Here is a 25,776-nt window from a genome sequence, read left to right as displayed (position 1 = left end):
GATCATCTCCGTTGGAAATCGGGCGAAACGAGCAGCAGCGCAAGCGCCGTCGATGCGCTCTCCGCGCGCGACACGGCGACCTGCGTCGGCTCGCTGAGCGAACCCGCCATCAGCGTCTGGCCGAGCGAGCGCGCATCGAGCCGGTCGCCGACGCGCGCCGCGAAACGCTGCGCAATCTCGACGCGCCGCACGAGCGCATCGGGTGCGGCCCAGCTCGCGGCGATGTCGTCGTAACCGGCGGGGGAGCCGGGCCGCCACACCTGCTGGCCGAGCTGCGTGAGAATGGGCGCCATCTGCACGGCGCGCGCGCCGTCGTTCGGGTCGCGCATGCCGAGACCGCGCAACGACGAAATCGTCCACTCCCACGGCGACTTGAACTTGACGGCGACGGGCGACCACGCGGCAGCGCTGCCGATCAACGCGCGATAGACCGTCGGCAGATCGCCGCGGCTGCGCATGAACGCCGTCGCCAGTCGATCGACGACATCGGGCGGCGGATTGTCCGCCACGAAGTGGCGTGCGAGCTTGGTCGCGATATGCGTCGCGGTGGCGGGCGCAGTCGACAGGTCATGCAGGATCGCGAGCGTTTGCGCTTCGCCGGGTTGATCGTAGCGGCGGCCCATGATGGTCCGCGTGCCTGGCTCGTGCAGCGGCGCGCGGAAAACGAACGCGCCCGGCGGCGCGTTGCCGGGTTGCGGCCCTTGCGCGGCGGCAATGCTCCAGCCCGTCATCGCACGTGCGAACTCGGTGACGTCGTCCTGCGTGTAACCGCTACGCACGCCGAGCGTGTGCAGTTCCATGATTTCGCGCGCGAGGTTTTCGTTGAGGCCTTGCTTGCGGTTCGGATTGCGTTGCGCCGCGCGCATCGCGGCAACGCTGTCGGGACCGACCGAGCGCGTCTGATCGAGAAACAGCTGCATCGCGGGATGACGCTCGACGGCGACCAGCATGTCTTCGAAGCGGCCGAGCACATGCGGACGAATCGCCTCCGCTTCGAATGCACCCGCGTACGGCGCGACGGCGCCTTTATCGACCGACACGGCAAAGTGATTTGCCCAGAAATGCACCAGCCGTTCGACGAAAGGTGCGGGCGTCGTCAGCGCGCTTGCAACGCGTGCATTCACGGCGGCGCGGTAGGTGTCGCGCGATTCCATGCGCACCGCCTTGTTCGCTGCCTGGCGGGCGGCTTTGCGCGCGTCGTCGGGATTGGCGGCGGCGTTGGGCTGGCTGCTCGCGTTCGCGCCGCTTGCCGTGGCGTTCGTAGCGTTCGTCGCGCTCGCCATCGCCTGCTGGCGCTCATCGGCGAGTTGTGCGGCGATCGCCAGCGAAGTCGGCTGCGCAGCCCATGCGGCGGGCATCGGCTGATAGGCGTCGAACTGCGCGAGCAGCCAGTTCTTCGGATCGGCGGGCGGCGTGTCATCAGCACGCGCGCCGAGACCGAACCGGTTCAGCGCGATTGCGGCGGCGCTCAACGGCGCCGCCGTCATTGCAGCAGGTGAATTCGCCATGCTCACTCCTCTCCGATGCAAGCCGATTGCGGCCGCCCGTCGTGTGTCGTTCGATATGCGTTAAACGGAGCGTGCGGCGCTTTTCCGTCGCTGCTTTTTGCGTCGAGCGAGAAAAATCATTCGCTCGCCGGCTGTTCGTTCTGTTCCTGTTGCTGCCGCTGCGGGGTCTGCCGCTGCGCCTGCGTTTGCGGCAGCCGCCATTGCCCGCGCTCGCGCAAACCTTCCGCGAACTTCACGCGCTCATCGGGCGACAAGGTCGCCGCGAAATCGGCCACACCCTGCTCGACCCGCGAGCGCAACGCGATATCGGCTTCACGTGTACGGCTCAGCGCCATGTCGAGCGCCGTGCGATCCAGTTGCGGCGCACCCAGCAGACGCAGCACCTCACGCCGCTCTTCGCGGCCTTCGCGCGCATAGTCGCGCGCTTCGCGGCGCGCATCCTTGAGTGCCGTGACGAACTGCTTCTGACGATCCGCCGACAGCTCTTCCGCCGCGAAACGCAGCGCGCGCGGCTGAGGCTGGGCGGCTGCCGTCGTCGTCCGGCCATGCGCGACGAACCACTGATACGCGCCGCCCGCCACGCCGCCGATCAGGAACACATTGAGCACCAGCGATCCGACCAACAGAAACTTCCAGGCGCGTCCGCTCATTCACCACTCCAGTCGGCGGCTGTGCCGCCAAATCCAGTTGTCAGATACGAAGACTCGGGTCCCGGCGACGGGCTGCCCGTTACGAGGAAAAACGACACCGCCAGCGCCCCCGCGACGCCGCCGATCAGCCCCACGCCTGCGAAGGCCGCGCCCGACCACCACCAGCCCGCGCGCCGCAAGCGGCCGCCCGGCCAGGCCAGCGACAGTCGGCGCGAACGGCGGCGTGCAGGCGCCGAAGCGACGACGCGCTCGACGAGCGAAGGATCCGGCGCAGCGACGGTATCGCCGGCGAGCCATAGGTCGAGTTGCGCGGCGTCGGCGAGCAGCGCATCGGCCTCGCTGCGATGCTGGTCCGCCCACGCGCTCGCCGCCGTGCGTTCGGCTACGGGCCAATGGCGGGCGTCGGCGCCGTAGGCATCGACGATTGCGCGAAATCTCTCTGGTGTCATCGCCTTGTCCTCGTTCCGGCAGGATCGTCGCCCGCCAGTTGCGCGCGCAGACTGCGCCGCGCGCGCGCCAGCAGACTTTCGAGCGCTTCGACGGTAATGCCCATCAGCGCGGCCGCCTCGATGTTCGACAGTTCCTGGTAGTAATTGAGCACGAGCGCCTCGCGCTGGCGCGCCGGCAGCGCGGCGAGCGCGGCCCGCACACGCGCGTCGCGCGACTGCGCTTCGAGCTGCGTATCGGGAGCGGCGGCGGGATCGTCGGTATCGGGCAGTTCGTCGGCGGGCTCTTCGCGATGCGCACGCAGCCGGTCGTAGCAAAGATTCAGCGCCACGCGATGCAGCCACGTGTCGAAGCGCGCCTCGCCTTCGCGCCAGCGCGGCGCCTGCTTCCAGATACGCATGAACGCTTCCTGCGCGACGTCTTCCGCTTCCATACGGTCTCCCAGCATCCGCGTGGCGAGCGCCAGCAGACGCGGCAACTTGCGCGCGACGAGCGTGCGAACGGCGGCCGGCTCCTGCCTGCCGACGCCCGCAACCAGCTCCGCGTCCGGATCGCGCTCGCTCAATGCGCGCGGCTCCACGTACGGCCCGGACATCGCGCCGATTGAGCCGGTTGCGCCGATCGCGCACGTCGCGCGGAATCTCTCGCGACGAGGTGTTCTGTCGTCACTTGCTGTCGCTCCCTGTTGTTCTGATCGAAGACTCTACGGAAACGCGGCGAACCGCTTCGATGCGGTCCGCCGGCGCCCGTTCAATATACGACGACGGCCGGCCGGTAGTAGTAAGGCCGCCCCGGCACTACGACACAGCCCGCGAGCAGCAGCGCGAGCAACGCCAGCAACAATCCTTTCTTCATCGCTCTCTCCTGTCGCCCGTCAGCCCGCCCAGTGCGCCGGCACCCAATGCCAGTTCGGACCATGCGCGATCCAATGTCCGGGCACCCAGCGATACCCCGGCCGCGTCGCCTGCCAGTGACCCGGCGCCCACATGTAGCGGCCGCCCGCCCAGCGCCAGTGGCCGGGATCCCACGCGTAACCGGCGCGCGGCGGCGGAACGACTTCGGTGCGCGGCGCAGGCGGCGCCATCGGCGCGACGATCACCGCCTGCGCGAAGGCCGCCGACGCGCCCAGCGCGGCCACGCCCGCCGCGAGCAGACGCACGAGTTCGTGCTTGTTCATGGCGTTCTCCCTTGATTCGATTTCCGGTCCGAAAGTGGCCGGTTTCAGGGTTAAACGCGCGAGCCGCGAAAATCCGTCGCGGGAATTTTCGCGGCCCGAGGCAAGGTGGCGCAGGCACGAGCGAATCGGTATCGTCAAGGCTGGTCTTCACACGACAGGAGCGCCAAGTGACAAGCAACAACTGGTTCTCGAAGTTCTCGACCGGTCTCTCCACGATGGCCGGCAAGCCGGCGACGTTCGTGATCGCCGTGGTGCTGGTCGTCGTGTGGGGTGTCAGCGGGCCGATGTTCCATTTCAGCGATACATGGCAACTGGTGATCAATACGTCGACGACGATCGTCACCTTTCTGATGGTCTTCCTGATCCAGAACACGCAGAACCGCGACACGGCCGCGATGCAGATCAAGCTCGACGAACTGATCCGCGCGCTGGACGGCGCGCATAACGCGCTGCTCGATCTCGAAGAGCTGAATGAAAAGGATCTGACGCGCTTTCGCAAGCGCTATGAGCAACTGGCCGAACAGGCGCGCGGCAAACTGCGCTCGGGCGGCAAGGATACCGACTCGCCGTTCATCGACGAAAGCGACGACGATGCGGACAAGGACGCTGGCAAGCGTCGCAGCGACGCACCTTGAGTCATGACGAAAGCGACTCCACCCGTCCTGCACGACGCCGCCGAAGGTCATTCGCTCGCGCGGCACTATCCGCGCGGGCTGCGCATCGATCCGCACTCGCATACGTGGGCGCAGGTGCTGTATGCGGTGTCGGGTGTGATGTGGGTCGAAGCGGGACGCGAGGCGCTCGTCGTTCCGCCGCAACGCGCGGTATGGCTGCCCGCGGGCACCGAGCACTCGATTCACATGATGAGCGACGTCGAGATGCGCAATCTGTATTTCCATGAACGCGCCATCGGCCATCTGAGCGCGCGCAGCGACGTGTTCGAGATCAACGGTCTGATGCGCGAGCTGATTGCGTCGATCGCCGGGCACGAGCAGGCGCAGACGCGCGACGAGGACTATCTGAGCGCCGCGTATCGGCTCGCGATGCTCGAACTCACGCACGCGCCGCGCTCGTCGCTGCGCATTCCGTTGCCCGATGCCTCGGACCGACGTCTCGACGCGCTGTGCCGCGCTGTGATCGACAATCCGTCGAATGCGATCGGCTTCGAACAGCATGCCGCGGCCGTGGGCGCGAGCGTGCGGACGCTGGCGCGGCTCTTCACGCGCGAACTGGGCATCGGCTTCGCGGAATGGCGCCGCCAGGTGCAACTGGCCGTCGCCGTGTCGGGGCTCGCCGAAGGACGCCCCGTCAGCAGCATCGCGCGCGAACTCGGCTATCTGCCGAGCAGTTTCAGCGACATGTTCCGTCGCGAACTCGGCGCATCGCCGACCGACTTCGATCCGCACGCGACGCTGGCTGCATCGGCTGCGATAAAGTCGTGACGCTTCGGCATGCCGCCAAGCGCGTCGGCTGCCGTTGAGCGAGAATCGTGGTCGCCGGCGACGCGCATCGTGGTCCGCGCCATCGTCGCCGTGGCCAAACCTTCAACGTGACTGTGAGGAAACATCAAATGAGCAAGGGATACTGGGTCACCTCCTACCGCAAGACGAACGACGCAGCGGCGCTGGCCGCCTATGCGCAACTGGCGCTGCCCGCGATCACAGCGGCGGGCGGCAAGTTCATCGTGCGCGGCGCCGCCGAAGAAGCGCGCGAACAGGGCTTGAAGGAGCGCACCGTCGTGATCGAATTCCCGACGTACGAGCAGGCCGTCGCAGCCTACGACAGCCCCGAATACAAGAAGGCGCTGGCCGCATTGGGCAACGCTGCGGAGCGCGATCTGCGGATCGTGCGCGGCGCGGAATAAGCGCGCTTCGTCGCGCGTTGTTGCCGGTCGCAGCAACGCGCGTTCGTGTTTGTGCCTAGTAGCGGATCACCATCGGCAGACCGGCGCTGTCGCGTGGTTCTTCAGCGGGCAGCCGCACTGCGCTGTCCGAAGCGATGCGGCGCGCACTCCACAGCACCGCGAACGCATCGAGCACGTCGTCTTTCTGCACATGCCGCGCGAAACGTTCGTCGAGCGCGGTCTGCAACACGGCGCCAAAGACCGGGGCGAGCAACGCTTTACGTTTCGCATGCCCCGCTTCTTTCGTTTTTCCTTCTACGAGTCCCGTCGCTTCGCCGCCCTCTCGCTCGACGCGAAGCTGCATGAACGCAAGCTCGGGGTGAACTTCGAATACACGCGAGGCATCACGCGGGTCACGATGCAATGCCGCATCGACTTCGGCGATCTTGCGCAGAATGTTGAACGCCTGCTGAGAAATGCCTTTGCCCGTTGCTTCGCGGTTGAGCGCGCAGGCCTGTTGATAGTCCTCGGCAGCCAGCGTTTGACGCACGGGCGTCTGAAACACCGACGCGCTGCGCGGCCAATGCAGACGCCTCCGCGCTTCGGCATCGCACGTGCGAAATCCCGTCGATGAAAGACCGATGGGCATATCGACGGCAATGATGGCGGGCGCCTGCGCCCAAGCGAGCAGCGCGGCAAACGACTCGCACACCCGCGTTTCGATCGCGCCCGTTCGCGCGTGCTGCCGGACCGCGTACCAGCCGCCTTTGCAGCCGTCCACGCCGAGCAAATCTGTCTTCTTGCGATCCATCCACGGTTCCCCGAGTCAGCCTTTCCGAACCCGCGCGACGCGCTGTCCGATATTCGAAAGCACTTGTCTGAACGCCGTCGCACCGGTCACCTAGACTTGCGTTCATACGACAGATTCCGCAGGAGCGGCAATGAAAGCGATCCAGTTCAACTCTTTTGGCGGCCCCGAAGTCCTCGACTTCGTCGATCTGCCGACACCCGCCGCCGACGCCGACAGCGCCGTCGTGCAGGTAAGAGCGGCCTCGGTGAATCCGAGCGATGTCAAGAACCTGTCGGGCCACTTCGCTCATACGACCTTGCCGCGCATTCCCGGCCGCGACTTCAGCGGCGTCGTGGTCGACGGCCCTGCCGAGTGGGTCGGCGTAGAAGTATGGGGCACGGGCGGCGACATCGGCTTCACACGCGACGGCACGCACGCGCAGTTCATCCGGATTCCCGTCGGCGCGTTGTCACGCAAGCCGCGTGCGCTCACGCACGAACAGGCAGCGGCGATCGGCGTGAACTTCGTGGTCGCATGGCTCGGCGCCGTCGACTACGCCAAGCTGGTCGCGGGCGAAACGGTTGCCGTGATCGGCGCGAGCGGCGGCGTCGGCGGCGCGGTCGTGCAGATCGCGAAGTCGCGCGGCTGTCAGGTGATCGCGGTGGATCGCCGCGAGCCGGACGCGGACTCGCCCGCCGGCCGCCTGCTCGACCACTATGTGCCGCTCGACGAACACGCCGCCGAACGCGTGAAGGCACTCGGCGGCGCGGATGTCGTGTACGACGCCGTCGGCGGTGTCGCGTTCGAAACGGCGCTGAAGCTCGCGAAGTGGCGCGGACGCGTCGTCGAGATCAGCGCAACGGGCAAGCGGCGCGTGGATTTCGATCTGATCGACTTCTATCACAACGAGACACAACTGTTCGGCGCCGACAGCGCCAAGCTCGGCGTCGCGGACTTCGCCCGCCTGATGACGGAACTGGCTGAGGTGTTCGACAGCGGCGCATTGCAGGCGCCGTCGATCGCGCAAACCTTCCCGCTCGACCAGGCCCGCGACGCCTATACGGCCGTCGCGGGCGGCACCCGCGGACGCGTCGTCATCACGATGTGACCAACCGCTCACCACGATCCGGAGACTGATATGAAACCCTATATCGTGTCGCTGGCGGCGGGTGTCGTCGTCGGTCTGCTCTACAACATCGCCGACGTCAAATCGCCCGCGCCGCCCATCGTCGCGCTGATCGGCCTGCTCGGCATGGTCACGGGCGAGCACGCGATTCCGTTCGTGCGCTCGCTGCTCGCCCACGTGACAAGCTGACGAGCCGTTACTGCATACGTCCGTGCGTGCCGCTCATCTCGCGCGCGCGTTCGAGCAGCATGTCGCGTTCGCGCGCGTTGCGTGTCATCCCCGCCGCGCGCTCGAACTCGGCGCGCGCTTCGTCGTTGCGTCCGAGCTTGGCGAGCAGATCGCCGCGCACGCTCGGCAGCCAGTGATAGTGCTTCAGCGAAGGCTCGCCGGCGAGTGCCTCGACGAGTTCGAGCGCGGCCGTCGGACCGTACGCCATGCCGACAGCGACCGCGCGGTTCAGATCGACCACGGGCGACGGTGCCACTTCCGCGAGCGCATCGTAGAGCGCGACGATCTGCGCCCAATCCGTGTCGGCCGCTGTGCGGGCGCGCGCATGGCACGCGGCGAGCGCGGCCTGCAGCGTGTACGGGCCGCTCATGCCGCCGAGCGCTTCGGAGCGCTCCAGCGCGGTCAGTCCACGGCGGATCAGCAGCGGATCCCAACGGCTGCGGTCCTGCTCGAGCAGCAGCACGGGCCGCCCCTGTGCATCGACGCGCGCATGCGTGCGCGACGCCTGAATCTCCATCAGCGCGGCAAGTCCGTGCACCTCGCTTTCGTCGGGCATCAGGCCTGTCAACACGCGGCCGAGGCGCAGCGCTTCTTCGCAGAGCGCGGGACGCATCCAGTCGTCGCCTGCCGTCGCTGAATAGCCTTCGTTGAAGATCAGATAGATCACTTCGAGCACGGACGCGAGCCGCAAGGCGCGATCGTTCGCTTGCGGCACTTCGAACGGCACTTTCGCCGCCGAGAGCGTCTTCTTCGCCCGCACGATGCGCTGCGCGATGGTCGGCTCGGGCACGAGAAACGCGCGCGCGATTTCGTCCGTCGTCAGGCCGCCCAGCAGGCGCAACGTGAGCGATACGCGCGCGTCTTTCGACAGCACGGGGTGACACGCGGTGAACACGAGCCGCAGCAGATCGTCGCCGATATCGTCGGCACGCGCGGCGTCGAGCGCATCGACGAAATCGGGCACGATATGCGCCTCGCGCGCGTCCATGTCCGCGCCGAGTTCCTCGTGCTTGCGCGCGTGCAGCGCATCCTGACGCCAGCGGTCGAGCGCGCGGTTCTTCGCCGTCGCCATCAGCCACGCTCCGGGGTTGTCGGGTACGCCTGCGTCCGGCCAGGTTTCGAGCGCGGCCACCAGCGCGTCCTGTGCGAGTTCCTCGGCCACGCCGACGTCGCGCACGATCCGCGCGACGTGAGCGATGACCTTCGCGGATTCGATCCGCCAGACTGCCTCGATGGCACGATGTGTCGCAGCCGTCGTCACGGCCGGCCTCAGGTGGCGTCCGCCGCCGGCATTGCGGCGTTCGGATCCATGTACACCAGTTCCCAGATGTGCCCGTCGATATCCTCGATGCTGCGCTCGTACATGAAGCCGTGATCCTGTGCCGGGCGCGCCAACGCGCCGCCCGCGGCGAGCGCCTTGCCGGCGAGTTCGTCGACTTGCGCGCGGCTGTCGCACGACAGGCAGATCAGCGCTTCCGTGCTCTCCTTCGGATTGCACAGCGTCTTCTTCGTGAAGGTCTGGAAAAAGTCCTTCGCGAGCAGCATCGCGTAGATGTTTTCGCCGATCACCATACAGGCCGCCTGCTCGTTGGTGAACTTCGGTTCGAACGTGAAGCCGAGTTGCGAGAAGAAGGCCATGGATTTCTCCACGCTGCCGACGGCCAGGTTCACATAGATCTGCTTGTGCATGATGGTTCTTCCGTTGGGTTCTGGATGCGCTGCGGGTGCAGGAGAGATCAGTGGTTCGCGCCTTCGATCTTGCGAAAGCGCTCCATCGACTGGCTCGGCTCGAAGTCGTCGAGGTCCATCATCTGACGCACTTCGATCTCGCCGTCCGCGTTTTCGCCGAATGGCGCGGGAAAACGCCGCGCCCACTCCATCGCTTCTTCGCGCGAACGCACCTGAATCACGGTGTAGCCTGCAATCAGCTCTTTGGTCTCGGCGAACGGGCCTTCCGTCACGGTCCGCCCGCCATTCGCGTAGCGCACGCGCCAGCCCTTCGCGCTAGGTTGCAAGCCGGATGCATCGAGCAGCACACCCGCCTTTTGCAAGGCTTCGTGGTACGTGGCCATCGACGCAATCAGCGATTCCTCCGGCATCTTGCCGGCTTCGCTGTCTGCCGTGGCCTTCACCAGGATCATGAATCGCATCGCCGTCTCTCCTCGTGGATAAAGGAAGCCCCGTGGCGGCTTCTTATTTCCACGACGAGCGGCGCGCAGTCAGATCGACATCCGGCGATGCCAGGGAAAACCCCTGTCGAGTTGAAATTCAGTACTCGTAGCAGGGCGCGACCTTGCGGATTTCTATCGTGCACCACTCGGCGGCCGGGCATTCTTCGGCGAGGGCGAACGCCTGCTCGTAGGTATCGACATTCAGCAGGAAGAAGCCGCCGATCATTTCCTTCGCTTCGGCAAAAGGACCGTCGATCAGACGCGTCTGTCCGTCGCGCTTTTCGAGGCGTACGCCCTTCTTCACGCTCGACAGCGACTCCGCGGCGATCAGCTGTCCGCGCGATTGCAGGTCAGCGCGGTATTTCAGCATGCGGTCGTAGACGGCGCGGCCTGCGACTTCGCCGCGTTCCTGACGTTGTTCGGTGGGTTCGACGATGAGCAGCATGTAAGACATGAGGACTCCGTGTTCCGGTTGTCGGGGCCGCTGCGTTCGAGAGATGCCGTACTTCGTGAGCCGGGTGGCGCGGCGGGCGGTGCCAGCGATCGTTGGTCGGCTGGCGAAGGCAGTCTAGCAAAGTGCCGACGCCGGCGGGAAAGGTCTGCTGCGCGAGCGGGCATTCCGCTGATGGAAACGGCACGAGGCTTGCTCGTCGATTGATGTGTTCGATCATGCGATTGCCGTCTTTTGTTTTTCGTCAAAAAATATTGCCAGATTTCATCTCTATCAAATTCAGGAAAATTACACGCTTTCGATGTCAACATTTTTTATACTCGAAAATATAAATCCGCCAGATTTGAAATTATTTGTCGACCGGCGCCGATAAAATTGATATGAAAAAGTTCACCTCGAAATTTGATTTATGACACACTTTACCTGCATTGCTTACCAGGCCTGAATCACCCAACTGTCTCGTTTCCTTGGCGCTTTTCCGCTACCTGTCGCGACGAACGTTTCACGTCTTTCGGCCAGGGTTTATCTCAAATAAATCCTTTTAGTTTTTCGTTGCCATATCACAACGTCGATATTTATATCAATAAAATGACGTACTTATCTATAAATTAAAATACAAATCAAATCAGCCCTTTAGCTTAAAAACCCGCTTTTATTTCCTTTTCGGAAACAGACCATTTCCGATTCGAATATCAATCGATAGTTAGGGTACCTTTCTATACTTGCGCTTCCCCAAACAGGGCAAGTTGAGTTGTCTTGCTTCGTACAGGACGTGGCATGCATCGCTGTCCGTTTGTATTCAAGCCTCGCATTGCCCCTTGAACTGAAGGAAGCACACATGAAGAAGATTCTGATCGCAACGGCAGTGGCTGCCTCGTTCGCTTCGGTCGCCCACGCACAAAGCAGCGTCACGCTGTACGGCACGCTGGACGCGGGCATCACGTACACCAGCAACGTCGGCGGCCACTCGCAGTGGGCAGTCGGCAGCGGCACCATCGACGAAAACCGCTTTGGCCTGCGCGGCGTCGAAGACCTCGGCGGCGGCCTGCGTACGATCTTCACGTTGGAGCAAGGCTTCGACCTGAATAACGGTTCGCCAGCGAGCGCCGGCAAGATGTTCTCGCGCCAGGCATTCGTCGGTCTGTCGAGCGACGCCGGTACGGTCACGCTCGGCCGTCAGTACGACGCAGTGCATGACTTCCTCGCACCCGTGACGGCCGTGGGCAGCTGGGGCGGCAGCAACTTCGCGCACCTGGGCAATCTGGACATGCTGGACGACAACAGTGCCGTCCCGACCAACAACTCGATCAAGTTCACGAGCGCGAACTACGCCGGCTTCTCGTTCGGCGGCACGTATGGCTTCTCCAATAGCTCGAACTTCGCCGCAAACCGCGAATACAGCTTCGGCGCTGGCTATCAGAACGCAGGCCTGCGCGTCGGCGCCGGCTACCAGCAACGCAACAGCCCGAATGTGAACAGCAAGGGCGCTTCGGACCTGGTCGACGTGTCCGGCCTCGTCGATGTGCCGTCCGACGTGTCCTTCCGCCAGCGTTCGTTCGGTGCCGGCGCAAGCTACGCATTCGGTCCGGCCGTTATGGGCCTCGCCTGGACGCAAGCTCGCTTCGACAACTTCACGGGTTCGACGGCATCGCTGCATACGAACAACTACGAAGTCAATGCCAAGTACAACCTGACGCCGGCTCTGGGCCTGGGCGTCGCGTACACGTACACGAACGGCGCGGCTGCGGACTTCCATTTCCACGCAAACCAGGTTGGCCTGCAAGGCGACTACGCGCTGTCGAAGCGCACCGACATCTACGCACAAGGCGCGTACGTGCTGACCAGTTCGCCGGCTGGCGACATGATCCCGGCCGTCATCGACAACGGCAGCGCGACGGGCGTGTCGTCGTCGCGCCGTCAGACGGTGGCATCGGTCGGTCTGCGTCACCGCTTCTAATAGCGCTAATCGAACACGAGGCGCGGCGGCTCGATGCATACGATCGATCCGCCGTAGCTCGGGCCTGCGAGGGGACCACGACGCCCTTTCGTTCTTCGGAACGTGAGGGCGTCGCCTATTGATACCGCGTGAAATTCCGGCATGAGAGCCAAGCGGTACGAGGCATCAAGCCATCCGCTTCAGTTCCTTCTGCAAGCGGTCGAAGTTCTCTTCGTTCGCCTTGACGGCGAACGTCTTCACCTGCGCACACACGGCGGGCGTCTCGAACACCATGCTAAATGTGATGCGCGTCTGCGCATCGCTCAGTGCATCGAACGTCGCCGTCACGCGAAAGTACGGCCCCGACACATGATCGAACACGATCCGCTCGGGCGCGACGATCTCGACGAATACGCTGTGGTTCTTGTAATCGACGCCATCCGGCCCGTGCATCACGAAGCGCCAGTTGCCGCCTGGACGCAGATCGAATTCGTGAAAGGAATTGGTGAAGCCCTTGGGGCCCCACCAGTGCGCGAGGTGCGCCGGGTCGGTCCAGGCGCTGAATATGAGATCGCGCGGAAAATCGAACACGCGCGTCGACACGATTTGCAGATCCGCGATCGGCGGAACTGCGTCGCCATCCTCGGACATGAGACAACCTCCTTCGAACGATGCACAGCGTCCGCCCGAAGCCGGTCGGACAATTCAAGCATAGTGCATAGTCGAAGTGTCGAACGTTCGAAGCGCGCGACATACGCGCGGCGCCGAACGTTGGAACGCCTAAAGGTCCGATCAATGGCCGCAAGACGCAGCGGCAACGCAGCATCGAGTCAGATGGCCACCGACTCCGCCGACGGTTCGATCGGAATCACCCGCCGCGCGGCTGGCGCACCGCACTCGCGCAGCAGATCGCGCAGTTCGTTGATCACGGGGAAGACTTCGTGATTCCAGTCGGCGCCTTGCGCATCGTGCGCTTCCTGTTCGCGTTCGACGATCCAGCGATCTTCCGCGAAGATGCGTTCGGTGAACCACACCAGCAGCGGCCAGGCGATATCCAGCAAAGCGCCGATCTTCGGCCGCTTGATGGACAGCAGGCCGAACGTGCGATTGGTGCGCTGCTCGCGGTCGAGCGGCACATAGCAGATCCACAGGTCCATCACGCGCGTCCCGTCCGACGTGTGGATCTGCAGCGTCTGAAACGGATATTGCGTGCGGATCGTCATCACGTCCTTGTGATCTTCCCTCGTGCTGTTGCGGCTCTGTCCGAACACGAGCGCTTCGCCGATCGGCTGCTGACCCGCTTCGCGCGCAAATGTGTAGTCGACTTCCACCCAGTCGTCGCCGCGCCGCCGGCCTAGCGAACGCGCGCGCATCTTGCCCATCTGCTTGCGATGCAGGAACTGATGGTTCATGTCCATCAGGTTTTCGTGCATGAACGAGTAATGGCAAGCGACCTCGCGGCCGAAGCGGCGCGTCTTGTACGCCTTGTTCGCAACGGAGCCGAGCGGCGGCAGCGGCGTCGTTTCGGCGAGTTCGGCGTTACCGGGAAACACGAAAATCAGCCCTTCCGATTCGCGGCACGGATACGCGCGCACGCCATTCGGCAGGCGCTCGCGTCCCAGATACGGCACGTCGATGCATTTGCCCGAACAGTCGTACGTCCAGCCATGGTAGCCGCAGCGGATCGCCTCGCCGTCCACCACGCCCCCGCTGAGCGGCACCTGTCGATGCGCGCAGCGATCCTCCAGCGCGATCACCTTGCCCGACTCGGTACGCGCCAGCACGATCGGCTCGCCGGCGAAGCGCACGGCGTGCGTCTTGCCGCGCTTCACTTCGCGCGACCACGCGAGCGGGTACCAGTGATCGGGATGGATGTCGACGCGGCGCAGATCGCGCACGGCGGGTTTAGAGGTGTTATCGACGGTACTGCTGTCCAACGGAGCGACTACATGCATGAACGAGGCCTCCCGGGTACAACGGTCGGCTGGTCGCGGGGACCGAGCCGGTGTGATAGTTGGTAATCCGATGTCCCTTTCAGTCTACTAGAAGTCGCCGCCGGGAATCATGAGGGCTGACCGCAGGTCGCGTGCCGGTAGACGTTACCGGACCGTCCCCTCGTCCGTCCGTATCAGGCAAAAGAAAGGCGGCGCCGAAGCGCCGCCCTTGTGTTCGTTGCGACCGCAACGCGCTCAACGACGCGATACGTCGCCGATCTGCGCGCCAACGACGCTCAACGCGCGGCCTGCGTCGCGCCGACGAGACCCGCGCGATGCTGCTTGCCCCACGTCTTCCCGCCGCGTAGAAATTGCAGCCAGCCGAGCGCCGCGCCCGTGTGGCGCAGCAACTGGAAGGTGAACGGCTCGGCGATCGCGGCAGCCACGGCCATCGGCAGACTGGTGCCGCGCGTGAGCCCCGTCCAGCGGCGGTACAAATGGATGCTCCACACGTAGAACGCGAGGTCGATCGCCGTCTTCAGGCCAATCACGCTGAAAATCGACACGACGATCACCCCATGTCCGCCGAACACGAAGCCGAGCAGCAGCGCGAACGCGGTCAGACCGTAGATGGGCTGCATCGTGTCGAAGGCCTTCACGGGCAGCATCAGCCGGCCGAGCGTGCCGTAGCGCGCATTGCCCGTCATGTCGCGATTCCAGTACTGCGTCTGCAAAAAGCCCGCAAACCAGCGGCGGCGCTGACGCAGGAATGCGCCGAGCGTCGCGGGCGCTTCCGTCTGCGCATGCGCGTCGCCGACCACGCGGACTTCCCAGCCCAGATCGCGATCGACGGAATAGCGCCGCAGCCGGTGAATCAACTCGTAATCTTCGACGAGGCATTGGCCGTCGAATCCACCGACAGCGACAAGCGCCTTGCGCTGAAACGACGCAAACGCGCCCGACACCAGCAGCAGGCTATCGGCCCGCATCCACGCGAAACGCGCGATGAAATTGCGCATGTATTCGTAGTTCTGAAACCACTGGAACACGCGTCCGCTCGCCGTCCGATCGCAGACGGGCACGAGGATGCCCGTGGCCGCGACCAGCTTCGGCGACTGCGCGAAGGCCACGCGCATCGCGAGCGTCGCATCATCGGCGAGCAGCGTGTCGGCGTCGACGGTCATCACGGTGTCGGTCGTCATCACTTCGATCGCGGCGTTCAGCGCGAGCGCCTTTCCGCCGTGCGGCACGCGCAACCAGTACAGATTCGGATAGCGGCTGCTGGGCGCACTCAGTTCGCCCAGCGCGGGCTCGACGAGGCCGAAGCGGCGGGTCAGCAGATCGCGGGTGCCGTCGGTGGAACCGTCGTCGGCGATCACGATCTGCGCCGGACCTTGCGTCTGCCTCAGCAGCGCAGCGAGCGTCACGGGCAGCACGCCCGCCTCGTTGTGCGCGGCGACGATCACGCCCATCGTCGGCAGGTTGGCGGCGCTGGCAGAACGATGCGCCGGCAACGAGCGGCGAATCAACGGCAGCGTCTTCACCGTGACGAATGCGAGCAGCAGCGTGTCGTACAGCACGTAAGCGATACCCGTCGACCACGCGAGCGCGCCATGCAAAAAGAACGCGCGCGCGAACAGCAGCAGCCACAGTGCGGTCACGCTGCCATGAATGACGGCGCTCTGCCACGTCCCCTTGCGCGGGTTGATACGCGGCGAGGCGGCGGCGAGCGCTTCGCGCAGCGACAGCTTCGGTCGCGCGCCGGCATCATGCAATGTCACGTCGGCCAGGGCGGGGTTCATCAGCGTGACGTCTTCGATCACATCGATGTCCATCACGGCACCATCCGCTTGATGACGGAATGACGGTCGAGCAGCTCGTGCTTCAGCGCGCCGCCGATATGCATTGCCAGCAGCGCGTACAGCGCATAGCCGAGATACGTGTGCAGCATGCCGAAGCGGTCGTGCAGCGGCTCTTTCACGGCAGGATCGAGATTCATGATGAGGCCGATACGCGGAAACGGGATCACGCCGAATAGATGCATCGGATGGGTCGCCGCCGCCTTCCATGCGGAGTCGTGCATCCAGCCCGACAGCGGCAGCGCGATCATCACGAAGTACAGCAGGAAATGCGCGACATGCGCGGCCATCCGCTCCCACGACGGAAACTCGCGCGGCAACGGCGGCGGCCGGTGCGACGCCCGCCACAGCAAGCGAAGCAGCGCGAGGCCGAGCACCGTGATGCCGATCGACTTGTGCGTGTCGATGACGGGACGCACCCAGTCGTCAGGCAGAGAATCAGCGGAAAGACCGAGAACCACATTCACGATGATGAGCCCGGCGATCAGCCAGTGCAGGATCATCGCCGTGCGCGTGTAGCGGGACGCATGGGGCGGCGTGGAAAGCGCCTCGATGCCGTCGCGCGCGGCCGTGCGGGAAGTTGTCGATGTATTCATGAGCCGTTCTGGTTGGAAGTCGGTAGGGACGGCGAAAGCGATGTGCAAGCCGGCGCGTCGGTGAGCGGGCGAGCGGGCGCACTGCAATCGTCTTATCAACAGAACGCCCGACCCTGCCGCTTTATTCCTTCAACGTGCGAGCCGCGAATTTCCGTCGCATTTCCATTCGTTGCATGCAGCCGCCGATGGTTCCGGGCGGCTGTCACGCAAACTGGTCGATCCCCTGCACCAGACGTTCGGCGAGGCGCGGCGCGCGCAACTGGTCGAGCCACCATGTCAGCGCGCGGCCTTCCTGGTCGCCGCGCCACGCCACATAGAGCACGTTGGGCTCGCGCGGATCGGCGGTGTCCTTTTCGACCAGTTCGCCGCGCTTGAGCAGCGAAGCGACGCGCTGACGCGGCAGCCAGCCGACGCCGAGTCCGTCACGCTGCGCAAGGATTTTCGCACGCATGCTGGGCACCGCGAGCGAAGTCTGTCCGCCGAGCAACCCGTAAGCGCGCCCGCTCGCGCGCGACGAATCGGCGACGACGATGCCGCGCTGCTTCGCGATCTGCTCGCGCCGCAGCGGTTCCTTGATGTTCGCGAGCGGATGCCGCGGCGAGATCGCGAATACCCAGTCGACCACGCCAAGCTCGAACCAGCGCAAGCCGGGAATCGCGGGCGGCTCATTGGTCGCGCCGACGATCACGTCCGCGCGGCCGTCGCGCAGCGCTTCCCATGTGCCGCCGAGCACTTCCGTCGTCACGCGCAGCTTGACGCCCGATTGCAGCGCGTCGAACGCGTGCACGACGGGCATGAAGGTTTCGAACTCCATCAGTTCGTCGGTGACGATCCACAGACGGTCTTCCCAGCCGCTCGCGATCTGCCGCACGCGCTGCGTCATGCGCGACACGTCCTGCATCAGCCGCGCGGCCTCTTCGGCGAGCAGCTGGCCGGCAGGCGTCAATTGCAGCCGGTAGCGGCGGCGGTCGAACAGCAGCGCGTCGAACCGCGTTTCGAGCTGGCGCGCCGCGTGCGAGACCGTCGACGGAGCCTTGCCGAGTCGCGCCGCGGCGCGCGACAAGCTGCCGCTTTCGCGTATCGCTTCGAGCAGCGCAAGCTCCTCATCGGTCAACATGTTCGAACCTGTCGAATGAGATGGACGGGAAAATCGTACGGCAAAACGCGGACGGGGGTCCATCATAGGGTCTTGTGCCGATGTTCCGCCGCGCGGCTAATATCGCGGCGGCGGGTTCGCGTGTGCGCGCCGGGCAAAGAAAACAAGGAGCACCAACATGGGTTTGTTAGTCGACGGTCAATGGCAGGACAAGTGGTACGACACGGCATCGACGGGCGGCCGCTTCGTGCGCACGGACGCCGTCTTCCGCAACTGGGTGACGCCCGACGGCGATGCCGGTCCGAGCGGCCGCGACGGCTTCGAAGCGGAAGCAGGACGCTATCACCTGTATGTGAGCCTCGCGTGTCCGTGGGCGCATCGCACGCTGATCGTGCGCGCGCTGAAAGGGCTGGAGGACATGATCAGCGTGTCGGTCGTGCACTGGCTGATGCTCGGCGACGGCTGGACCTTCGCAGAAGGCCCCGGCGTCGTACCCGACGCGCTCAATCACGCGAAGTTCCTGCGCGACGTCTATGTCGCGGCAGACCCGCATTACAGCGGCCGCGTGACGGTGCCGATTCTGTGGGACAAGCATCAGCGGACGATCGTCAGCAACGAGTCGTCGGAGATCATCCGCATGCTGAACTCGGCGTTCGACGAGATCGGCGCCGAGCCGGGCGACTTCTACCCGCCGCCGCTGCGCGCCGAGATCGATGCGATCAACGCACGCGTCTACGACACCGTCAACAACGGCGTCTACAAGTCGGGATTCGCGACCACGCAAGCCGCGTACGAAGAGGCGGTCATGCCGTTGTTCGAGACACTCGACTGGCTCGAACAGAAACTGTCGACGCAGCGTTTCCTGACGGGCAACCGGCTGACGGAAGCCGACATCCGCCTGTTCACGACGCTGATCCGTTTCGATGCCGTGTACTTCGGCCACTTCAAGTGCAACTTGCGACGCATCGCGGACTATCAGAATCTGTCCGCTTACACGCGCGATATTTATCAGCATCGCGGCGTGGCGGCGACGGTGAATTTCGAGCACATCAAGCGGCACTACTACGAGAGCCATCGCTCGGTGAATCCGACGGGCATCGTGCCGCACGGGCCCGTGCAGGATTTCAACGCGCCGCACGATCGCGCGCGTTTCGAGTGAGGCGCGAGCGCGATTGCCTTCGATTGCACGGTGCGCGTTGCGCTAGACTGTCCGCGAACGTTGTTCGGATAGTACGGAGACTCACATGCTACGCAAGACGCGCACCGCATCCCAGCTACAGGACGAAGTAAGCCGGCGCATTCATCGCGCACCGGAAGTCGTCGAGGATGGCGTGAAGATTCGCGTGCCGCGTCCGCAATTGCAGGAAGCGGACGCAAGCGGCTGCAACTGGACGATGCAGCATTTCGGCAATGCGATCGGCTTCGACCGCGTCGTCAATGACGCGCTCAAAGCCGTGCAGAAGGAATACAACCTGTCGGAAGAGACGAAAGACCTGAACAGCCTGTTCGGCGATTTCCCGAAGAGCTGACGCGGCCGCTCACACAGCGGCCGTGAACGCCTCTTCGATCTGCGCGGCATCTGTTGGCCGCACGACGCGGGCCACTTCGACGCCGTCGCGCATGAAGATCAGCGTCGGCCACAGCTTGACCTTGAACGAGCGCCCAAGCGGCCGGCCCGGACCGTCTTCGATCTTCAGATGACGCGTGTCCGCGTGCTGGCTGAACGCCTTGCCGATCACGGGCTGCGCGGCCTGACAGTAGCCGCACCAGTCGGTGCCGAATTCGACGACGGTCACGCCCGCCATGGCGTCGACATCCGCGCGGCTCGGCGCGGTCTTCGAATATTGGTTCGCGGTAGTCATATCTCTCCATGCGCCGGGCAACACGGCAGTGGCGACTGCTTGCGCCATGTTGCCCGTTATCGAAGAAACGCGCCGGCGGCCTGCGCTTATGCGTTGCGCTGACGGCGCGCGCGGACGGCTTGCGCGAGCGTCTGCAGCACGGGCTCGGTTTGCGCCCAGCCGATGCACGCGTCGGTGATCGATACACCGCGAGCAAGCGGCACACCCGGCTTCAGATCCTGACGACCCGCTTCCAGATGGCTCTCGATCATCACGCCGACGATCCGCTTGTCACCGCCCGACAACTGGTTCGCCAGATCTTGCGCGACTTCGATCTGCCGCTCGTGCGACTTGTTCGAGTTCGCGTGCGAGCAGTCCACCATCACCTGTTCGCGCAAGCCGACCTTGCGCAGCGCGGCGCACGCTTCCTCGACACCCGCTGCGTCGTAGTTCGGTCCTTTCTTGCCGCCGCGCAAGATAACGTGCGCATCGTCGTTGCCACGCGTCTCGAAGATGGCCGCCATGCCCATCTTGGTCATGCCCATGAAAGCGTGGCTCGCCGCTGCCGCGACGATCGCGTCGGCAGCGATCTGGACGCCGCCGTCGGTGCCGTTCTTGAAGCCGATCGGGCACGACAGGCCCGACGCGAGCTGCCGGTGGCTCTGGCTTTCCGTCGTGCGCGCGCCGATCGCGCCCCATGCGATCAGGTCCGCGATGTATTGCGGGCTCAGCAGATCGAGAAACTCAGTGCCCGTCGGCAGCCCGAGACTGCTGATTTCGAGCAGCAGTTCGCGCGCGCGACGCAACCCTTCGTTGATGCGGAAGCTGCCGTCCAGACGCGGATCGTTGATATAGCCCTTCCAGCCGACCGTCGTGCGCGGCTTCTCGAAGTACACGCGCATCACGATCATCAGGTCGTCGCACAATGCGTCGGCTGCGACTTTCAGTTTGTGCGCGTATTCCATCGCCTGATCGTGGTCGTGAATCGAGCACGGACCCACGACGACCACCAGCCGGTCGTCGCGATCGTGCAGGATGTCGGCGATTTCGACGCGGCTCTTTTCAACGAGCGTCTGAACGCCCGGCGGGCATGGCAGCTCGTCGAGCAAAAGCGCGGGCGAGATCAGCGGACGGACCGCGCCGATGCGCGTGTCGTCGATGCGCGTGGTGTCCTGGGTGGAATCGGCGACGCCGGCTTCCTGGTCGCGTGCGGGGTTGTCGATGCGGCTCACGGTATTCTCCAAGCTCTGCTGTATTTGGGGCGATCCCGATTATCGCACTCGCGGCAAGGCAGACGCAGCCTGGGAGTCCCGACGCATGACTTGCCGCTCATGTGCGCACGCCCCTCACAGTGCGTCGTAACGCGCCTTGACCTGCTCGAAGAGCTTCCAGAACGATGCAGGCGCGCGGCCGTTCAGCCGCTCGCGCAATACGTCGAGATGGCTGTGCCAGCCGGGGCCGACGTCGAGCTGCTCGGCGCGGCCTGACAGATTGCAATGAGTGAGCACGAGCTTCACCTGATCGCCGGCTTCCGACAATTCGAACGTCACTTCCGAGAGATTGTCTTGAATGCTGCCCCACGTGAACGCGAGCGCATGAGGCGGCTCGACGCGCAACAGACGGTGCAGCGATTCATGTCCGCCCGCGTACTGCCGATACGGCTCTGGCGGGACTTCGGGCGTCGCCGACAGCAGCGAATGATCGAAGTGCATGATGAAGTCGCCGCCGGGCTGCGGCGCCATCGCGCCGGATGCGAGCCACTGGCTGCGCTTGTCGGCTTCGGTCAGATAGGCCCAGACGCGCTCGATCGGGCCGGGCAGCAGACGTTCGAAGCGCACGACCTGCGTACCTTCGAAAGCGCCGAGTGTTTCGTTCAGATTCATCGTGCTTCTCCCTGTTGGTTGTATCGGTTGTCTCGCGTCAGAGAACGAATCGCCGCGCCGAGTTCCGCGATCAGCCGGTCCGCCTTGTCGGGACGCACGCCCGCGTAACCGAGCATGAAACCGTTGAAGCGGGCGGCGTCCTCTCCCTGATAGCAATACGTGCTCAGCGGTGAAACCGATATGCCCCGCTCGCGAAGCTCGGCGCTCACTTCGCGGTCTTTCAAAGGCGCATCGAGCCGCATCGTCAGATGCATGCCGCTGCCGTCGGACGAAACCGTGACGAGATCGCGCATGTGCGTGTGGATCGCGCCGACCATCGCCTCGCGGCGCTGCTGGTAGATGCGCCGCATGCGCCGCAAATGGCGGGCGTACCTGCCGCTTTCGATGAAATCGGCCAACGCGACCTGATCCGCGACGCGCCCTTGCCGCGACATCTCGCCGATCACGCCGCCGATCTCGGACGCGAGGCTCGCGGGAACGATCATGAAGCCGATCCGCAGCGCGGGGAACATGGTCTTGCTGAAAGTGCCGAGGTAAACGACGGGCGCGGCGTCGCGCAGCCCTTGCACCGACGGCAGCGGCGGACCGCTGTGACGTAGCTCGCTGTCGTAGTCGTCTTCGATGATCCATGCGCCGCGCTCGACGATGTTGTCGATGATCGACCAGCGCCGCTCCAGGCTCAGCACGCTGCCAAGCGGATATTGATGCGACGGCGTGATGTAGACGAGACGCGGCGGCGTGCGCTGCCAGTGGTCCTCTGTCGGTGCGAGGCCGGCGGCGTCGACGGGAATCGGCACGATGTTCAGTCCCGCCGACTGAAACGCAATTCTCGCACCGTGATAGCCGGGGTTTTCGAGCCACACGGTGTCGCCGGGATCGGCCAGCATGCGCGCGCACAAGTCGAGGCTCGTATGCGTGCCCGACGTGATGAACACCTGCTCGGCCGTGCAGCGCACGCCGCGCGACACGCGCACGTATTCGGCCACCGCGCGCCTGAGCGACGGATGACCCGCGTAATAACCGTAGCCGAGATCGCGTGCATCGACGGAGCGCCATGCGCGTTCCATCGACGCACGCCATTGCGCAACGGGGAACTCGTCGAGTGCGGGCACGCCTGCCTGAAACGGCGACTGCATGCCGCGCGCGCCCCGATCGCCCGGCATGCCTGCGACGCGCTGGGACAGGCGGCTGACGGGCGTAGCACTGGCGGCTTGTACATTCGCCGCTGGCAAGGTCACACAGCTGACGATCGAACCATGACGGCTCGCGGCGATGAAACCTTCCTCGGAGAGCCGCTCGTACGCATACAGCACCGAGTTGCGCGCGATGCCCAGTTGCTCGGCGAGCGCCCGCGTCGGTACGAGCTGACTGCCGTGGCGAATATCGCCGTTCAGAATGGCATGACGCAGGCTTTCGTAAAGCAGGGTTTGCTGCGTGAGCTTGCGGTTCGCCGCCTCGCTCGCGAAGCGCGACATCAACAGCCCGTAGTCCAATTGCGTGGCTCCAGATTTTGCTTTCGACGTGGAGCTAACAATGGTGCCACAGAAACCCTATGCTTCGACGATACCTGTCGATATAAGCAAGGAGCGCATGCCGTGACCGAAGCCGTGAAGATCCGCCCCGTCGTTCCCGCCGACTACGAAGCATGGCTGCCGCTATGGGACGGCTACAACCGCTTTTACGGCCGCTTCGACGATACGGCGCTCCCGCGCGACATCACGCAGCTCACGTGGGCGCGCTTTTTCGACGGACTCGAGCCGATGCACGCGATGGTGGCCGAACGCGCGGACGGCACGCTGGTCGGCCTCGTGCATTATCTGTATCACCGCAGCACGATAAGCGCCGGCCCGAGATGTTATCTGCACGATCTGTTCACGCTCGACTCGGAGCGCGGCAAAGGCATTGGCCGCGCGTTGATCGAGGCTGTCTATGCGGCGGCGAAGGACGCACGCTCGGAACGCGTGTACTGGCTCACACACGAATCGAATCACACGGCGAGGCTCCTGTATGACACGATTGCTGATCTGCCAGGCTCCATCGTGTATCTCAAGTCGCTCTAAGCGAGGTCCTTGACGAGCGACTGGCGCACGTCGTCGGAAATCGCCTGAACGTCGACGGGATAGTTCGGATGATCGCAACCGATCAGCAGCGCGGCGCCGTCGCGCAACCGCGTTTTCATCGCAGGCGTGAGTTCGAAGCGCACGAAATGCACCGCTGAGGTCTTTTCGTTGTTCTCGCGTTCGAGGTCTTCGTCGGCAATCGCGTAGGAAGGCGCTTCGCCGTCCACCTTCATGAACACGCTGTCTTCGACGCCGATCAGGCGCGTCAGCGCGGCGCGGCGCTCCACTTCGTTCTCGTACTCGATCTGCATCGTCGCCTTGAAGTTGCTGCCGTCGGGCACGAGCGGCAGATAGGCTTCGAGTTCGCCCTGAATGCCCTCTTCGTCGAAGATCTTTTCGATGTGCAGCATCTCCTGAATCTGATAGCGGATCGTCAGCTCGTCTTCGAACAGGAACGTCAGGTGATTGCCGAGCCTGACGATGCGGCGCTTCTTGTGCTCGATGATCTGCTCGCGCATCGTCTTGCGCGCCTTCGCATAGTTTTCCAGCGACAACAGGGAGTTCCTCGCGATGCTCATTCTTGTCCTCGCAAAAGATGGCAGATCAAAGGCCGTACGCCTTGCGCAGCAGCGTCAGTGGATGCGCGAGCTGTGTTTTCGGCAAGCTGTTTGCATCGAAACCCTGTTCGATATGATGCCCCGCAAGCTGGCAATCCGATGAAATGTAATCCGGCTGCGGCTGCGCCATCGCCTTGAAGACGGGCGTGCCGATCTTCATCGCCATCGCGTGAAATTCCTTCTTCACGCCGAATGTGCCCGCGTGGCCCGAACAGCGCTCGACCACCGTCACCTGCGTATCCGGAACGAGCGCGAAGGTCTCCGATGTTTTGCGTCCGATGTTCTGCACACGTGCATGACACGGCACGTGATACGACACCTTGCCGAGCGGCGTGTTGAAGTCGGTTTTCAGCAGGCCGTCTCGATGACGCGAGACGAAGTATTCGAACGGATCCCAGAAGGCTTCGCTGACGGCGCGTACGTCGGCGTCGTCGGGAAACATCAGCGGCAGTTCGTGCTTGTACATCAGCACGCAACTCGGAATCGCTCCGATGATCGCGTAGCCCTCACGCGCGTAACGCGCGAGCACAGGCATGTTCTTCTCTTTCTTCGCCGCGACGCCGTCGAGGTTGCCCTGTTCCAGCAACGGCATGCCGCAGCACGCCTCGCTCGACACGAGTTCGTATGGGATGTCGTTGTGCGCGAGCACGGCGAGCAGATCGTGTCCGATGCCCGGCTCGTTGAAATTCACGTAGCAGGTCGCATAGATCGCGACCTTACCGGGCGTGCGCTCGCCGTCCTTCGACTGCACTTGCGGCGACTTCTTCGCGGCGCTGCGAAACTTGCGCGTGGCGAAGTCGGGCAGCCATGCGTCCTTGTCGACGCCCAGCGCCTTTTCCATCAGCTCGCGCGCCGCGCCCGTGTGATTCACGGCGTTGACAGTCTGCGTGACGATGGGAATGCCGGCGAATGTGCCGAGCGCGTCGGTGTTCGACAGAAACTTGTCGCGCAGTCCGACTTCGCCGCGTTTGTAGGCGGCAGCCTTCGCGCGAAGCATCAGATGCGGAAAGTCGACGTTCCATTGGTGCGGCGGCACGTACGGACATTTCGTCATGTAGCACAGGTCGCACAGATAGCATTGATCGACCACGGCGCCGAACTTCTTCTTGTCGACTTCGTGCGCCTCGCCGGTATCCGTTTCGTCGACCAGATCGAACAGCGTCGGGAAGGCGCCGCACAGCGACACACAGCGCCTGCACCCGGCGCAGATGTCGAATACGCGCGTCAACTCCTGATCGATCGCTTCAGGATCGTAGAAAGCGTCCGATTTCCAGTCGAGAGCATGACGGGTCGGCGCCTCGAGACTGCCTTCCTTGTGAGGCATGGCGTGAGTCTCCTGTGTCGACGCGCAGCGCTTCGGCGCTCTGGTTGCGTCGCTGTAACGTCGTTGTGGGATTGTTTTGTGCGTCCGTTCTTCTTACATCGAGTAAGCGCGCGCTACCGGGCACGCGAGATCGTGGTCGTCTCGCGCTCGCACCGTGCTCGTGCCGCGATATCGCGTTCCGTCTGCACACCAGGCCTGCGGCAGACGGACAGCGACCGCTGTGCGCCGGCTGCCCAGCC

Annotated in this window: 30 protein-coding genes; 9 read left to right on the top strand and 21 right to left on the bottom strand. The window is 64.3% G+C overall.

Annotation, left to right across the window (positions count from 1 at the left end; translation table 11 throughout):
* Positions 1-2: 2 nt before the first annotated feature.
* From G3N95_RS07235 to G3N95_RS07215, 5 genes are all read right to left on the bottom strand, one after another.
* Entirely contained in the window at positions 3-1,508 is a 1,506-nt protein-coding gene (locus G3N95_RS07235) for a DUF1800 domain-containing protein (protein WP_205969316.1), read from the bottom strand.
* Between the two features lie 116 nt (positions 1,509-1,624).
* Positions 1,625-2,158 carry a periplasmic heavy metal sensor gene (locus G3N95_RS07230; RefSeq protein ID WP_205969315.1) on the bottom strand — a complete coding sequence of 178 codons (534 nt, stop codon included), beginning with the start codon at positions 2,156-2,158 and terminating at the stop codon, positions 1,625-1,627.
* A complete protein-coding gene (locus tag G3N95_RS07225; protein ID WP_205969314.1) occupies positions 2,155-2,607 on the bottom strand; it encodes a hypothetical protein in 453 nt (150 codons plus the stop codon). Before G3N95_RS07225 ends, G3N95_RS07230 begins: the two co-directional genes overlap by 4 nt.
* Positions 2,604-3,170 carry an RNA polymerase sigma factor gene (locus G3N95_RS07220; protein ID WP_205969367.1) on the bottom strand — a complete coding sequence of 189 codons (567 nt, stop codon included), beginning with the start codon at positions 3,168-3,170 and terminating at the stop codon, positions 2,604-2,606. The genes G3N95_RS07225 and G3N95_RS07220 overlap by 4 nt, the downstream gene beginning before the upstream one ends.
* 309 nt (positions 3,171-3,479) lie before the next feature.
* Complete coding sequence (locus G3N95_RS07215) at positions 3,480-3,782, bottom strand: YXWGXW repeat-containing protein (RefSeq protein ID WP_205969313.1); 303 nt, start codon at positions 3,780-3,782, stop codon at positions 3,480-3,482.
* A 167-nt stretch (positions 3,783-3,949) separates the two neighbouring features.
* On the opposite strand from G3N95_RS07215, the gene G3N95_RS07210 reads away from it, so the two are divergent.
* The 3 genes from G3N95_RS07210 to G3N95_RS07200 all read left to right on the top strand — a co-directional run bounded on the left by G3N95_RS07210 (position 3,950) and on the right by G3N95_RS07200 (position 5,646).
* The gene (locus tag G3N95_RS07210; RefSeq protein ID WP_205969312.1) at positions 3,950-4,417 is read left to right on the top strand and encodes a low affinity iron permease family protein; all 468 of its coding nucleotides are present in this window, start codon (positions 3,950-3,952) and stop codon (positions 4,415-4,417) included.
* A 3-nt stretch (positions 4,418-4,420) separates the two neighbouring features.
* Entirely contained in the window at positions 4,421-5,224 is an 804-nt protein-coding gene (locus tag G3N95_RS07205) for a helix-turn-helix transcriptional regulator (protein WP_205969311.1), read from the top strand.
* A 128-nt stretch (positions 5,225-5,352) separates the two neighbouring features.
* Positions 5,353-5,646 (top strand): DUF1330 domain-containing protein, encoded by a 294-nt coding sequence (locus tag G3N95_RS07200; protein ID WP_012403389.1) that lies wholly within the window; start codon positions 5,353-5,355, stop codon positions 5,644-5,646.
* A 55-nt stretch (positions 5,647-5,701) separates the two neighbouring features.
* On the opposite strand, the gene G3N95_RS07195 is transcribed toward G3N95_RS07200, so the two are convergent.
* Entirely contained in the window at positions 5,702-6,436 is a 735-nt protein-coding gene (locus G3N95_RS07195) for a DUF429 domain-containing protein (RefSeq protein ID WP_205969310.1), read from the bottom strand.
* Between the two features lie 130 nt (positions 6,437-6,566).
* Between G3N95_RS07195 and G3N95_RS07190 the strand changes: the two genes are divergently transcribed.
* On the top strand, positions 6,567-7,523 hold the full coding sequence (locus G3N95_RS07190; RefSeq protein WP_205969309.1) for a zinc-binding alcohol dehydrogenase family protein: 957 nt from the start codon (positions 6,567-6,569) through the stop codon (positions 7,521-7,523).
* 30 nt (positions 7,524-7,553) lie between these two features.
* Positions 7,554-7,730 (top strand): DUF1427 family protein, encoded by a 177-nt coding sequence (locus G3N95_RS07185; RefSeq protein ID WP_205969308.1) that lies wholly within the window; start codon positions 7,554-7,556, stop codon positions 7,728-7,730.
* A gap of 7 nt (positions 7,731-7,737) precedes the next feature.
* On the opposite strand, the gene G3N95_RS07180 is transcribed toward G3N95_RS07185, so the two are convergent.
* The 4 genes from G3N95_RS07180 to G3N95_RS07165 all read right to left on the bottom strand — a co-directional run bounded on the left by G3N95_RS07180 (position 7,738) and on the right by G3N95_RS07165 (position 10,394).
* Positions 7,738-9,030: an RNA polymerase sigma factor gene (locus G3N95_RS07180; RefSeq protein WP_205969307.1), complete on the bottom strand. Its 1,293-nt coding sequence runs from the start codon at positions 9,028-9,030 to the stop codon at positions 7,738-7,740.
* Between the two features lie 8 nt (positions 9,031-9,038).
* Complete coding sequence (locus G3N95_RS07175) at positions 9,039-9,458, bottom strand: VOC family protein (protein ID WP_205969306.1); 420 nt, start codon at positions 9,456-9,458, stop codon at positions 9,039-9,041.
* A gap of 47 nt (positions 9,459-9,505) precedes the next feature.
* On the bottom strand, positions 9,506-9,919 hold the full coding sequence (locus G3N95_RS07170) for a YciI family protein (RefSeq protein WP_205969305.1): 414 nt from the start codon (positions 9,917-9,919) through the stop codon (positions 9,506-9,508).
* Positions 9,920-10,037: 118 nt separating this feature from the next.
* Positions 10,038-10,394 (bottom strand): YciI family protein, encoded by a 357-nt coding sequence (locus G3N95_RS07165; protein WP_205969304.1) that lies wholly within the window; start codon positions 10,392-10,394, stop codon positions 10,038-10,040.
* An 835-nt stretch (positions 10,395-11,229) separates the two neighbouring features.
* Here G3N95_RS07165 and G3N95_RS07160 point away from each other — a divergent pair.
* Positions 11,230-12,348, top strand: a complete 1,119-nt coding sequence (locus tag G3N95_RS07160) for a porin (RefSeq protein ID WP_205969303.1) — start codon at positions 11,230-11,232, stop codon at positions 12,346-12,348.
* Positions 12,349-12,513: 165 nt separating this feature from the next.
* On the opposite strand, the gene G3N95_RS07155 is transcribed toward G3N95_RS07160, so the two are convergent.
* The 5 genes from G3N95_RS07155 to G3N95_RS07135 form a co-directional block, all read right to left on the bottom strand.
* The gene (locus G3N95_RS07155; protein ID WP_205969302.1) at positions 12,514-12,978 is read right to left on the bottom strand and encodes an SRPBCC family protein; all 465 of its coding nucleotides are present in this window, start codon (positions 12,976-12,978) and stop codon (positions 12,514-12,516) included.
* Positions 12,979-13,157: 179 nt separating this feature from the next.
* A complete protein-coding gene (locus G3N95_RS07150) occupies positions 13,158-14,282 on the bottom strand; it encodes an aromatic ring-hydroxylating dioxygenase subunit alpha (RefSeq protein WP_205969301.1) in 1,125 nt (374 codons plus the stop codon).
* Positions 14,283-14,557: 275 nt separating this feature from the next.
* Positions 14,558-16,063 (bottom strand): glycosyltransferase family 2 protein, encoded by a 1,506-nt coding sequence (locus tag G3N95_RS07145; RefSeq protein ID WP_205969366.1) that lies wholly within the window; start codon positions 16,061-16,063, stop codon positions 14,558-14,560.
* Between the two features lie 32 nt (positions 16,064-16,095).
* Positions 16,096-16,716: a cytochrome b gene (locus G3N95_RS07140; protein WP_205969300.1), complete on the bottom strand. Its 621-nt coding sequence runs from the start codon at positions 16,714-16,716 to the stop codon at positions 16,096-16,098.
* A gap of 202 nt (positions 16,717-16,918) precedes the next feature.
* Positions 16,919-17,833 (bottom strand): LysR family transcriptional regulator, encoded by a 915-nt coding sequence (locus tag G3N95_RS07135; RefSeq protein WP_205969299.1) that lies wholly within the window; start codon positions 17,831-17,833, stop codon positions 16,919-16,921.
* A gap of 157 nt (positions 17,834-17,990) precedes the next feature.
* On the opposite strand from G3N95_RS07135, the gene G3N95_RS07130 reads away from it, so the two are divergent.
* Entirely contained in the window at positions 17,991-18,971 is a 981-nt protein-coding gene (locus G3N95_RS07130; RefSeq protein WP_205969298.1) for a glutathione S-transferase family protein, read from the top strand.
* An 85-nt stretch (positions 18,972-19,056) separates the two neighbouring features.
* On the top strand, positions 19,057-19,341 hold the full coding sequence (locus G3N95_RS07125) for a hypothetical protein (RefSeq protein WP_205969297.1): 285 nt from the start codon (positions 19,057-19,059) through the stop codon (positions 19,339-19,341).
* Between the two features lie 9 nt (positions 19,342-19,350).
* Here G3N95_RS07125 and G3N95_RS07120 read toward each other — a convergent pair whose 3' ends face one another.
* The 4 genes from G3N95_RS07120 to G3N95_RS07105 form a co-directional block, all read right to left on the bottom strand.
* Positions 19,351-19,674 (bottom strand): thioredoxin family protein, encoded by a 324-nt coding sequence (locus G3N95_RS07120; RefSeq protein ID WP_205969296.1) that lies wholly within the window; start codon positions 19,672-19,674, stop codon positions 19,351-19,353.
* Between the two features lie 86 nt (positions 19,675-19,760).
* The gene (locus tag G3N95_RS07115; RefSeq protein WP_346778364.1) at positions 19,761-20,885 is read right to left on the bottom strand and encodes a 3-deoxy-7-phosphoheptulonate synthase; all 1,125 of its coding nucleotides are present in this window, start codon (positions 20,883-20,885) and stop codon (positions 19,761-19,763) included.
* A 114-nt stretch (positions 20,886-20,999) separates the two neighbouring features.
* The gene (locus tag G3N95_RS07110) at positions 21,000-21,536 is read right to left on the bottom strand and encodes an SRPBCC family protein (protein ID WP_205969295.1); all 537 of its coding nucleotides are present in this window, start codon (positions 21,534-21,536) and stop codon (positions 21,000-21,002) included.
* Positions 21,533-23,029: a PLP-dependent aminotransferase family protein gene (locus G3N95_RS07105; RefSeq protein WP_205969294.1), complete on the bottom strand. Its 1,497-nt coding sequence runs from the start codon at positions 23,027-23,029 to the stop codon at positions 21,533-21,535. Before G3N95_RS07105 ends, G3N95_RS07110 begins: the two co-directional genes overlap by 4 nt.
* A 102-nt stretch (positions 23,030-23,131) precedes the next feature.
* Between G3N95_RS07105 and G3N95_RS07100 the strand changes: the two genes are divergently transcribed.
* Complete coding sequence (locus tag G3N95_RS07100; RefSeq protein ID WP_205969293.1) at positions 23,132-23,596, top strand: GNAT family N-acetyltransferase; 465 nt, start codon at positions 23,132-23,134, stop codon at positions 23,594-23,596.
* On the opposite strand, the gene G3N95_RS07095 is transcribed toward G3N95_RS07100, so the two are convergent.
* Both G3N95_RS07095 and G3N95_RS07090 read right to left on the bottom strand, forming a co-directional pair.
* Positions 23,593-24,174: a DUF3501 family protein gene (locus G3N95_RS07095; protein ID WP_205969292.1), complete on the bottom strand. Its 582-nt coding sequence runs from the start codon at positions 24,172-24,174 to the stop codon at positions 23,593-23,595. The genes G3N95_RS07100 and G3N95_RS07095 overlap by 4 nt on opposite strands.
* Before the next feature lie 25 nt (positions 24,175-24,199).
* Positions 24,200-25,537, bottom strand: a complete 1,338-nt coding sequence (locus G3N95_RS07090; RefSeq protein ID WP_205969291.1) for a heterodisulfide reductase-related iron-sulfur binding cluster — start codon at positions 25,535-25,537, stop codon at positions 24,200-24,202.
* Positions 25,538-25,776: the final 239 nt, after the last annotated feature.

This window comes from Paraburkholderia sp. Tr-20389 (genome assembly GCF_017104565.1).
Lineage (GTDB): Bacteria > Pseudomonadota > Gammaproteobacteria > Burkholderiales > Burkholderiaceae > Paraburkholderia.
The sequence above is the reverse complement of the archived record's forward strand: the minus strand, read 5'-3'. Positions and strand labels throughout refer to the sequence as shown.

Bases quoted from the DNA above. Each gene is read 5' to 3' on its own strand.
- G3N95_RS07235 (WP_205969316.1), bottom strand. From the start codon at position 1,508: ATGGCGAATTCACCTGCTGCAATGACGGCGGCGCCGTTGAGCGCCGCC.
- G3N95_RS07230 (WP_205969315.1), bottom strand. From the start codon at position 2,158: ATGAGCGGACGCGCCTGGAAGTTTCTGTTGGTCGGATCGCTGGTGCTC.
- G3N95_RS07225 (WP_205969314.1), bottom strand. From the start codon at position 2,607: ATGACACCAGAGAGATTTCGCGCAATCGTCGATGCCTACGGCGCCGAC.
- G3N95_RS07215 (WP_205969313.1), bottom strand. From the start codon at position 3,782: ATGAACAAGCACGAACTCGTGCGTCTGCTCGCGGCGGGCGTGGCCGCG.
- G3N95_RS07205 (WP_205969311.1), top strand. From the start codon at position 4,421: ATGACGAAAGCGACTCCACCCGTCCTGCACGACGCCGCCGAAGGTCAT.
- G3N95_RS07200 (WP_012403389.1), top strand. From the start codon at position 5,353: ATGAGCAAGGGATACTGGGTCACCTCCTACCGCAAGACGAACGACGCA.
- G3N95_RS07195 (WP_205969310.1), bottom strand. From the start codon at position 6,436: ATGGATCGCAAGAAGACAGATTTGCTCGGCGTGGACGGCTGCAAAGGC.
- G3N95_RS07190 (WP_205969309.1), top strand. From the start codon at position 6,567: ATGAAAGCGATCCAGTTCAACTCTTTTGGCGGCCCCGAAGTCCTCGAC.
- G3N95_RS07185 (WP_205969308.1), top strand. From the start codon at position 7,554: ATGAAACCCTATATCGTGTCGCTGGCGGCGGGTGTCGTCGTCGGTCTG.
- G3N95_RS07175 (WP_205969306.1), bottom strand. From the start codon at position 9,458: ATGCACAAGCAGATCTATGTGAACCTGGCCGTCGGCAGCGTGGAGAAA.
- G3N95_RS07170 (WP_205969305.1), bottom strand. From the start codon at position 9,919: ATGCGATTCATGATCCTGGTGAAGGCCACGGCAGACAGCGAAGCCGGC.
- G3N95_RS07165 (WP_205969304.1), bottom strand. From the start codon at position 10,394: ATGTCTTACATGCTGCTCATCGTCGAACCCACCGAACAACGTCAGGAA.
- G3N95_RS07160 (WP_205969303.1), top strand. From the start codon at position 11,230: ATGAAGAAGATTCTGATCGCAACGGCAGTGGCTGCCTCGTTCGCTTCG.
- G3N95_RS07155 (WP_205969302.1), bottom strand. From the start codon at position 12,978: ATGTCCGAGGATGGCGACGCAGTTCCGCCGATCGCGGATCTGCAAATC.
- G3N95_RS07150 (WP_205969301.1), bottom strand. From the start codon at position 14,282: ATGCATGTAGTCGCTCCGTTGGACAGCAGTACCGTCGATAACACCTCT.
- G3N95_RS07145 (WP_205969366.1), bottom strand. From the start codon at position 16,063: ATGAACCCCGCCCTGGCCGACGTGACATTGCATGATGCCGGCGCGCGA.
- G3N95_RS07140 (WP_205969300.1), bottom strand. From the start codon at position 16,716: ATGAATACATCGACAACTTCCCGCACGGCCGCGCGCGACGGCATCGAG.
- G3N95_RS07135 (WP_205969299.1), bottom strand. From the start codon at position 17,833: ATGTTGACCGATGAGGAGCTTGCGCTGCTCGAAGCGATACGCGAAAGC.
- G3N95_RS07130 (WP_205969298.1), top strand. From the start codon at position 17,991: ATGGGTTTGTTAGTCGACGGTCAATGGCAGGACAAGTGGTACGACACG.
- G3N95_RS07125 (WP_205969297.1), top strand. From the start codon at position 19,057: ATGCTACGCAAGACGCGCACCGCATCCCAGCTACAGGACGAAGTAAGC.
- G3N95_RS07120 (WP_205969296.1), bottom strand. From the start codon at position 19,674: ATGACTACCGCGAACCAATATTCGAAGACCGCGCCGAGCCGCGCGGAT.
- G3N95_RS07110 (WP_205969295.1), bottom strand. From the start codon at position 21,536: ATGAATCTGAACGAAACACTCGGCGCTTTCGAAGGTACGCAGGTCGTG.
- G3N95_RS07095 (WP_205969292.1), bottom strand. From the start codon at position 24,174: ATGAGCATCGCGAGGAACTCCCTGTTGTCGCTGGAAAACTATGCGAAG.
- G3N95_RS07090 (WP_205969291.1), bottom strand. From the start codon at position 25,537: ATGCCTCACAAGGAAGGCAGTCTCGAGGCGCCGACCCGTCATGCTCTC.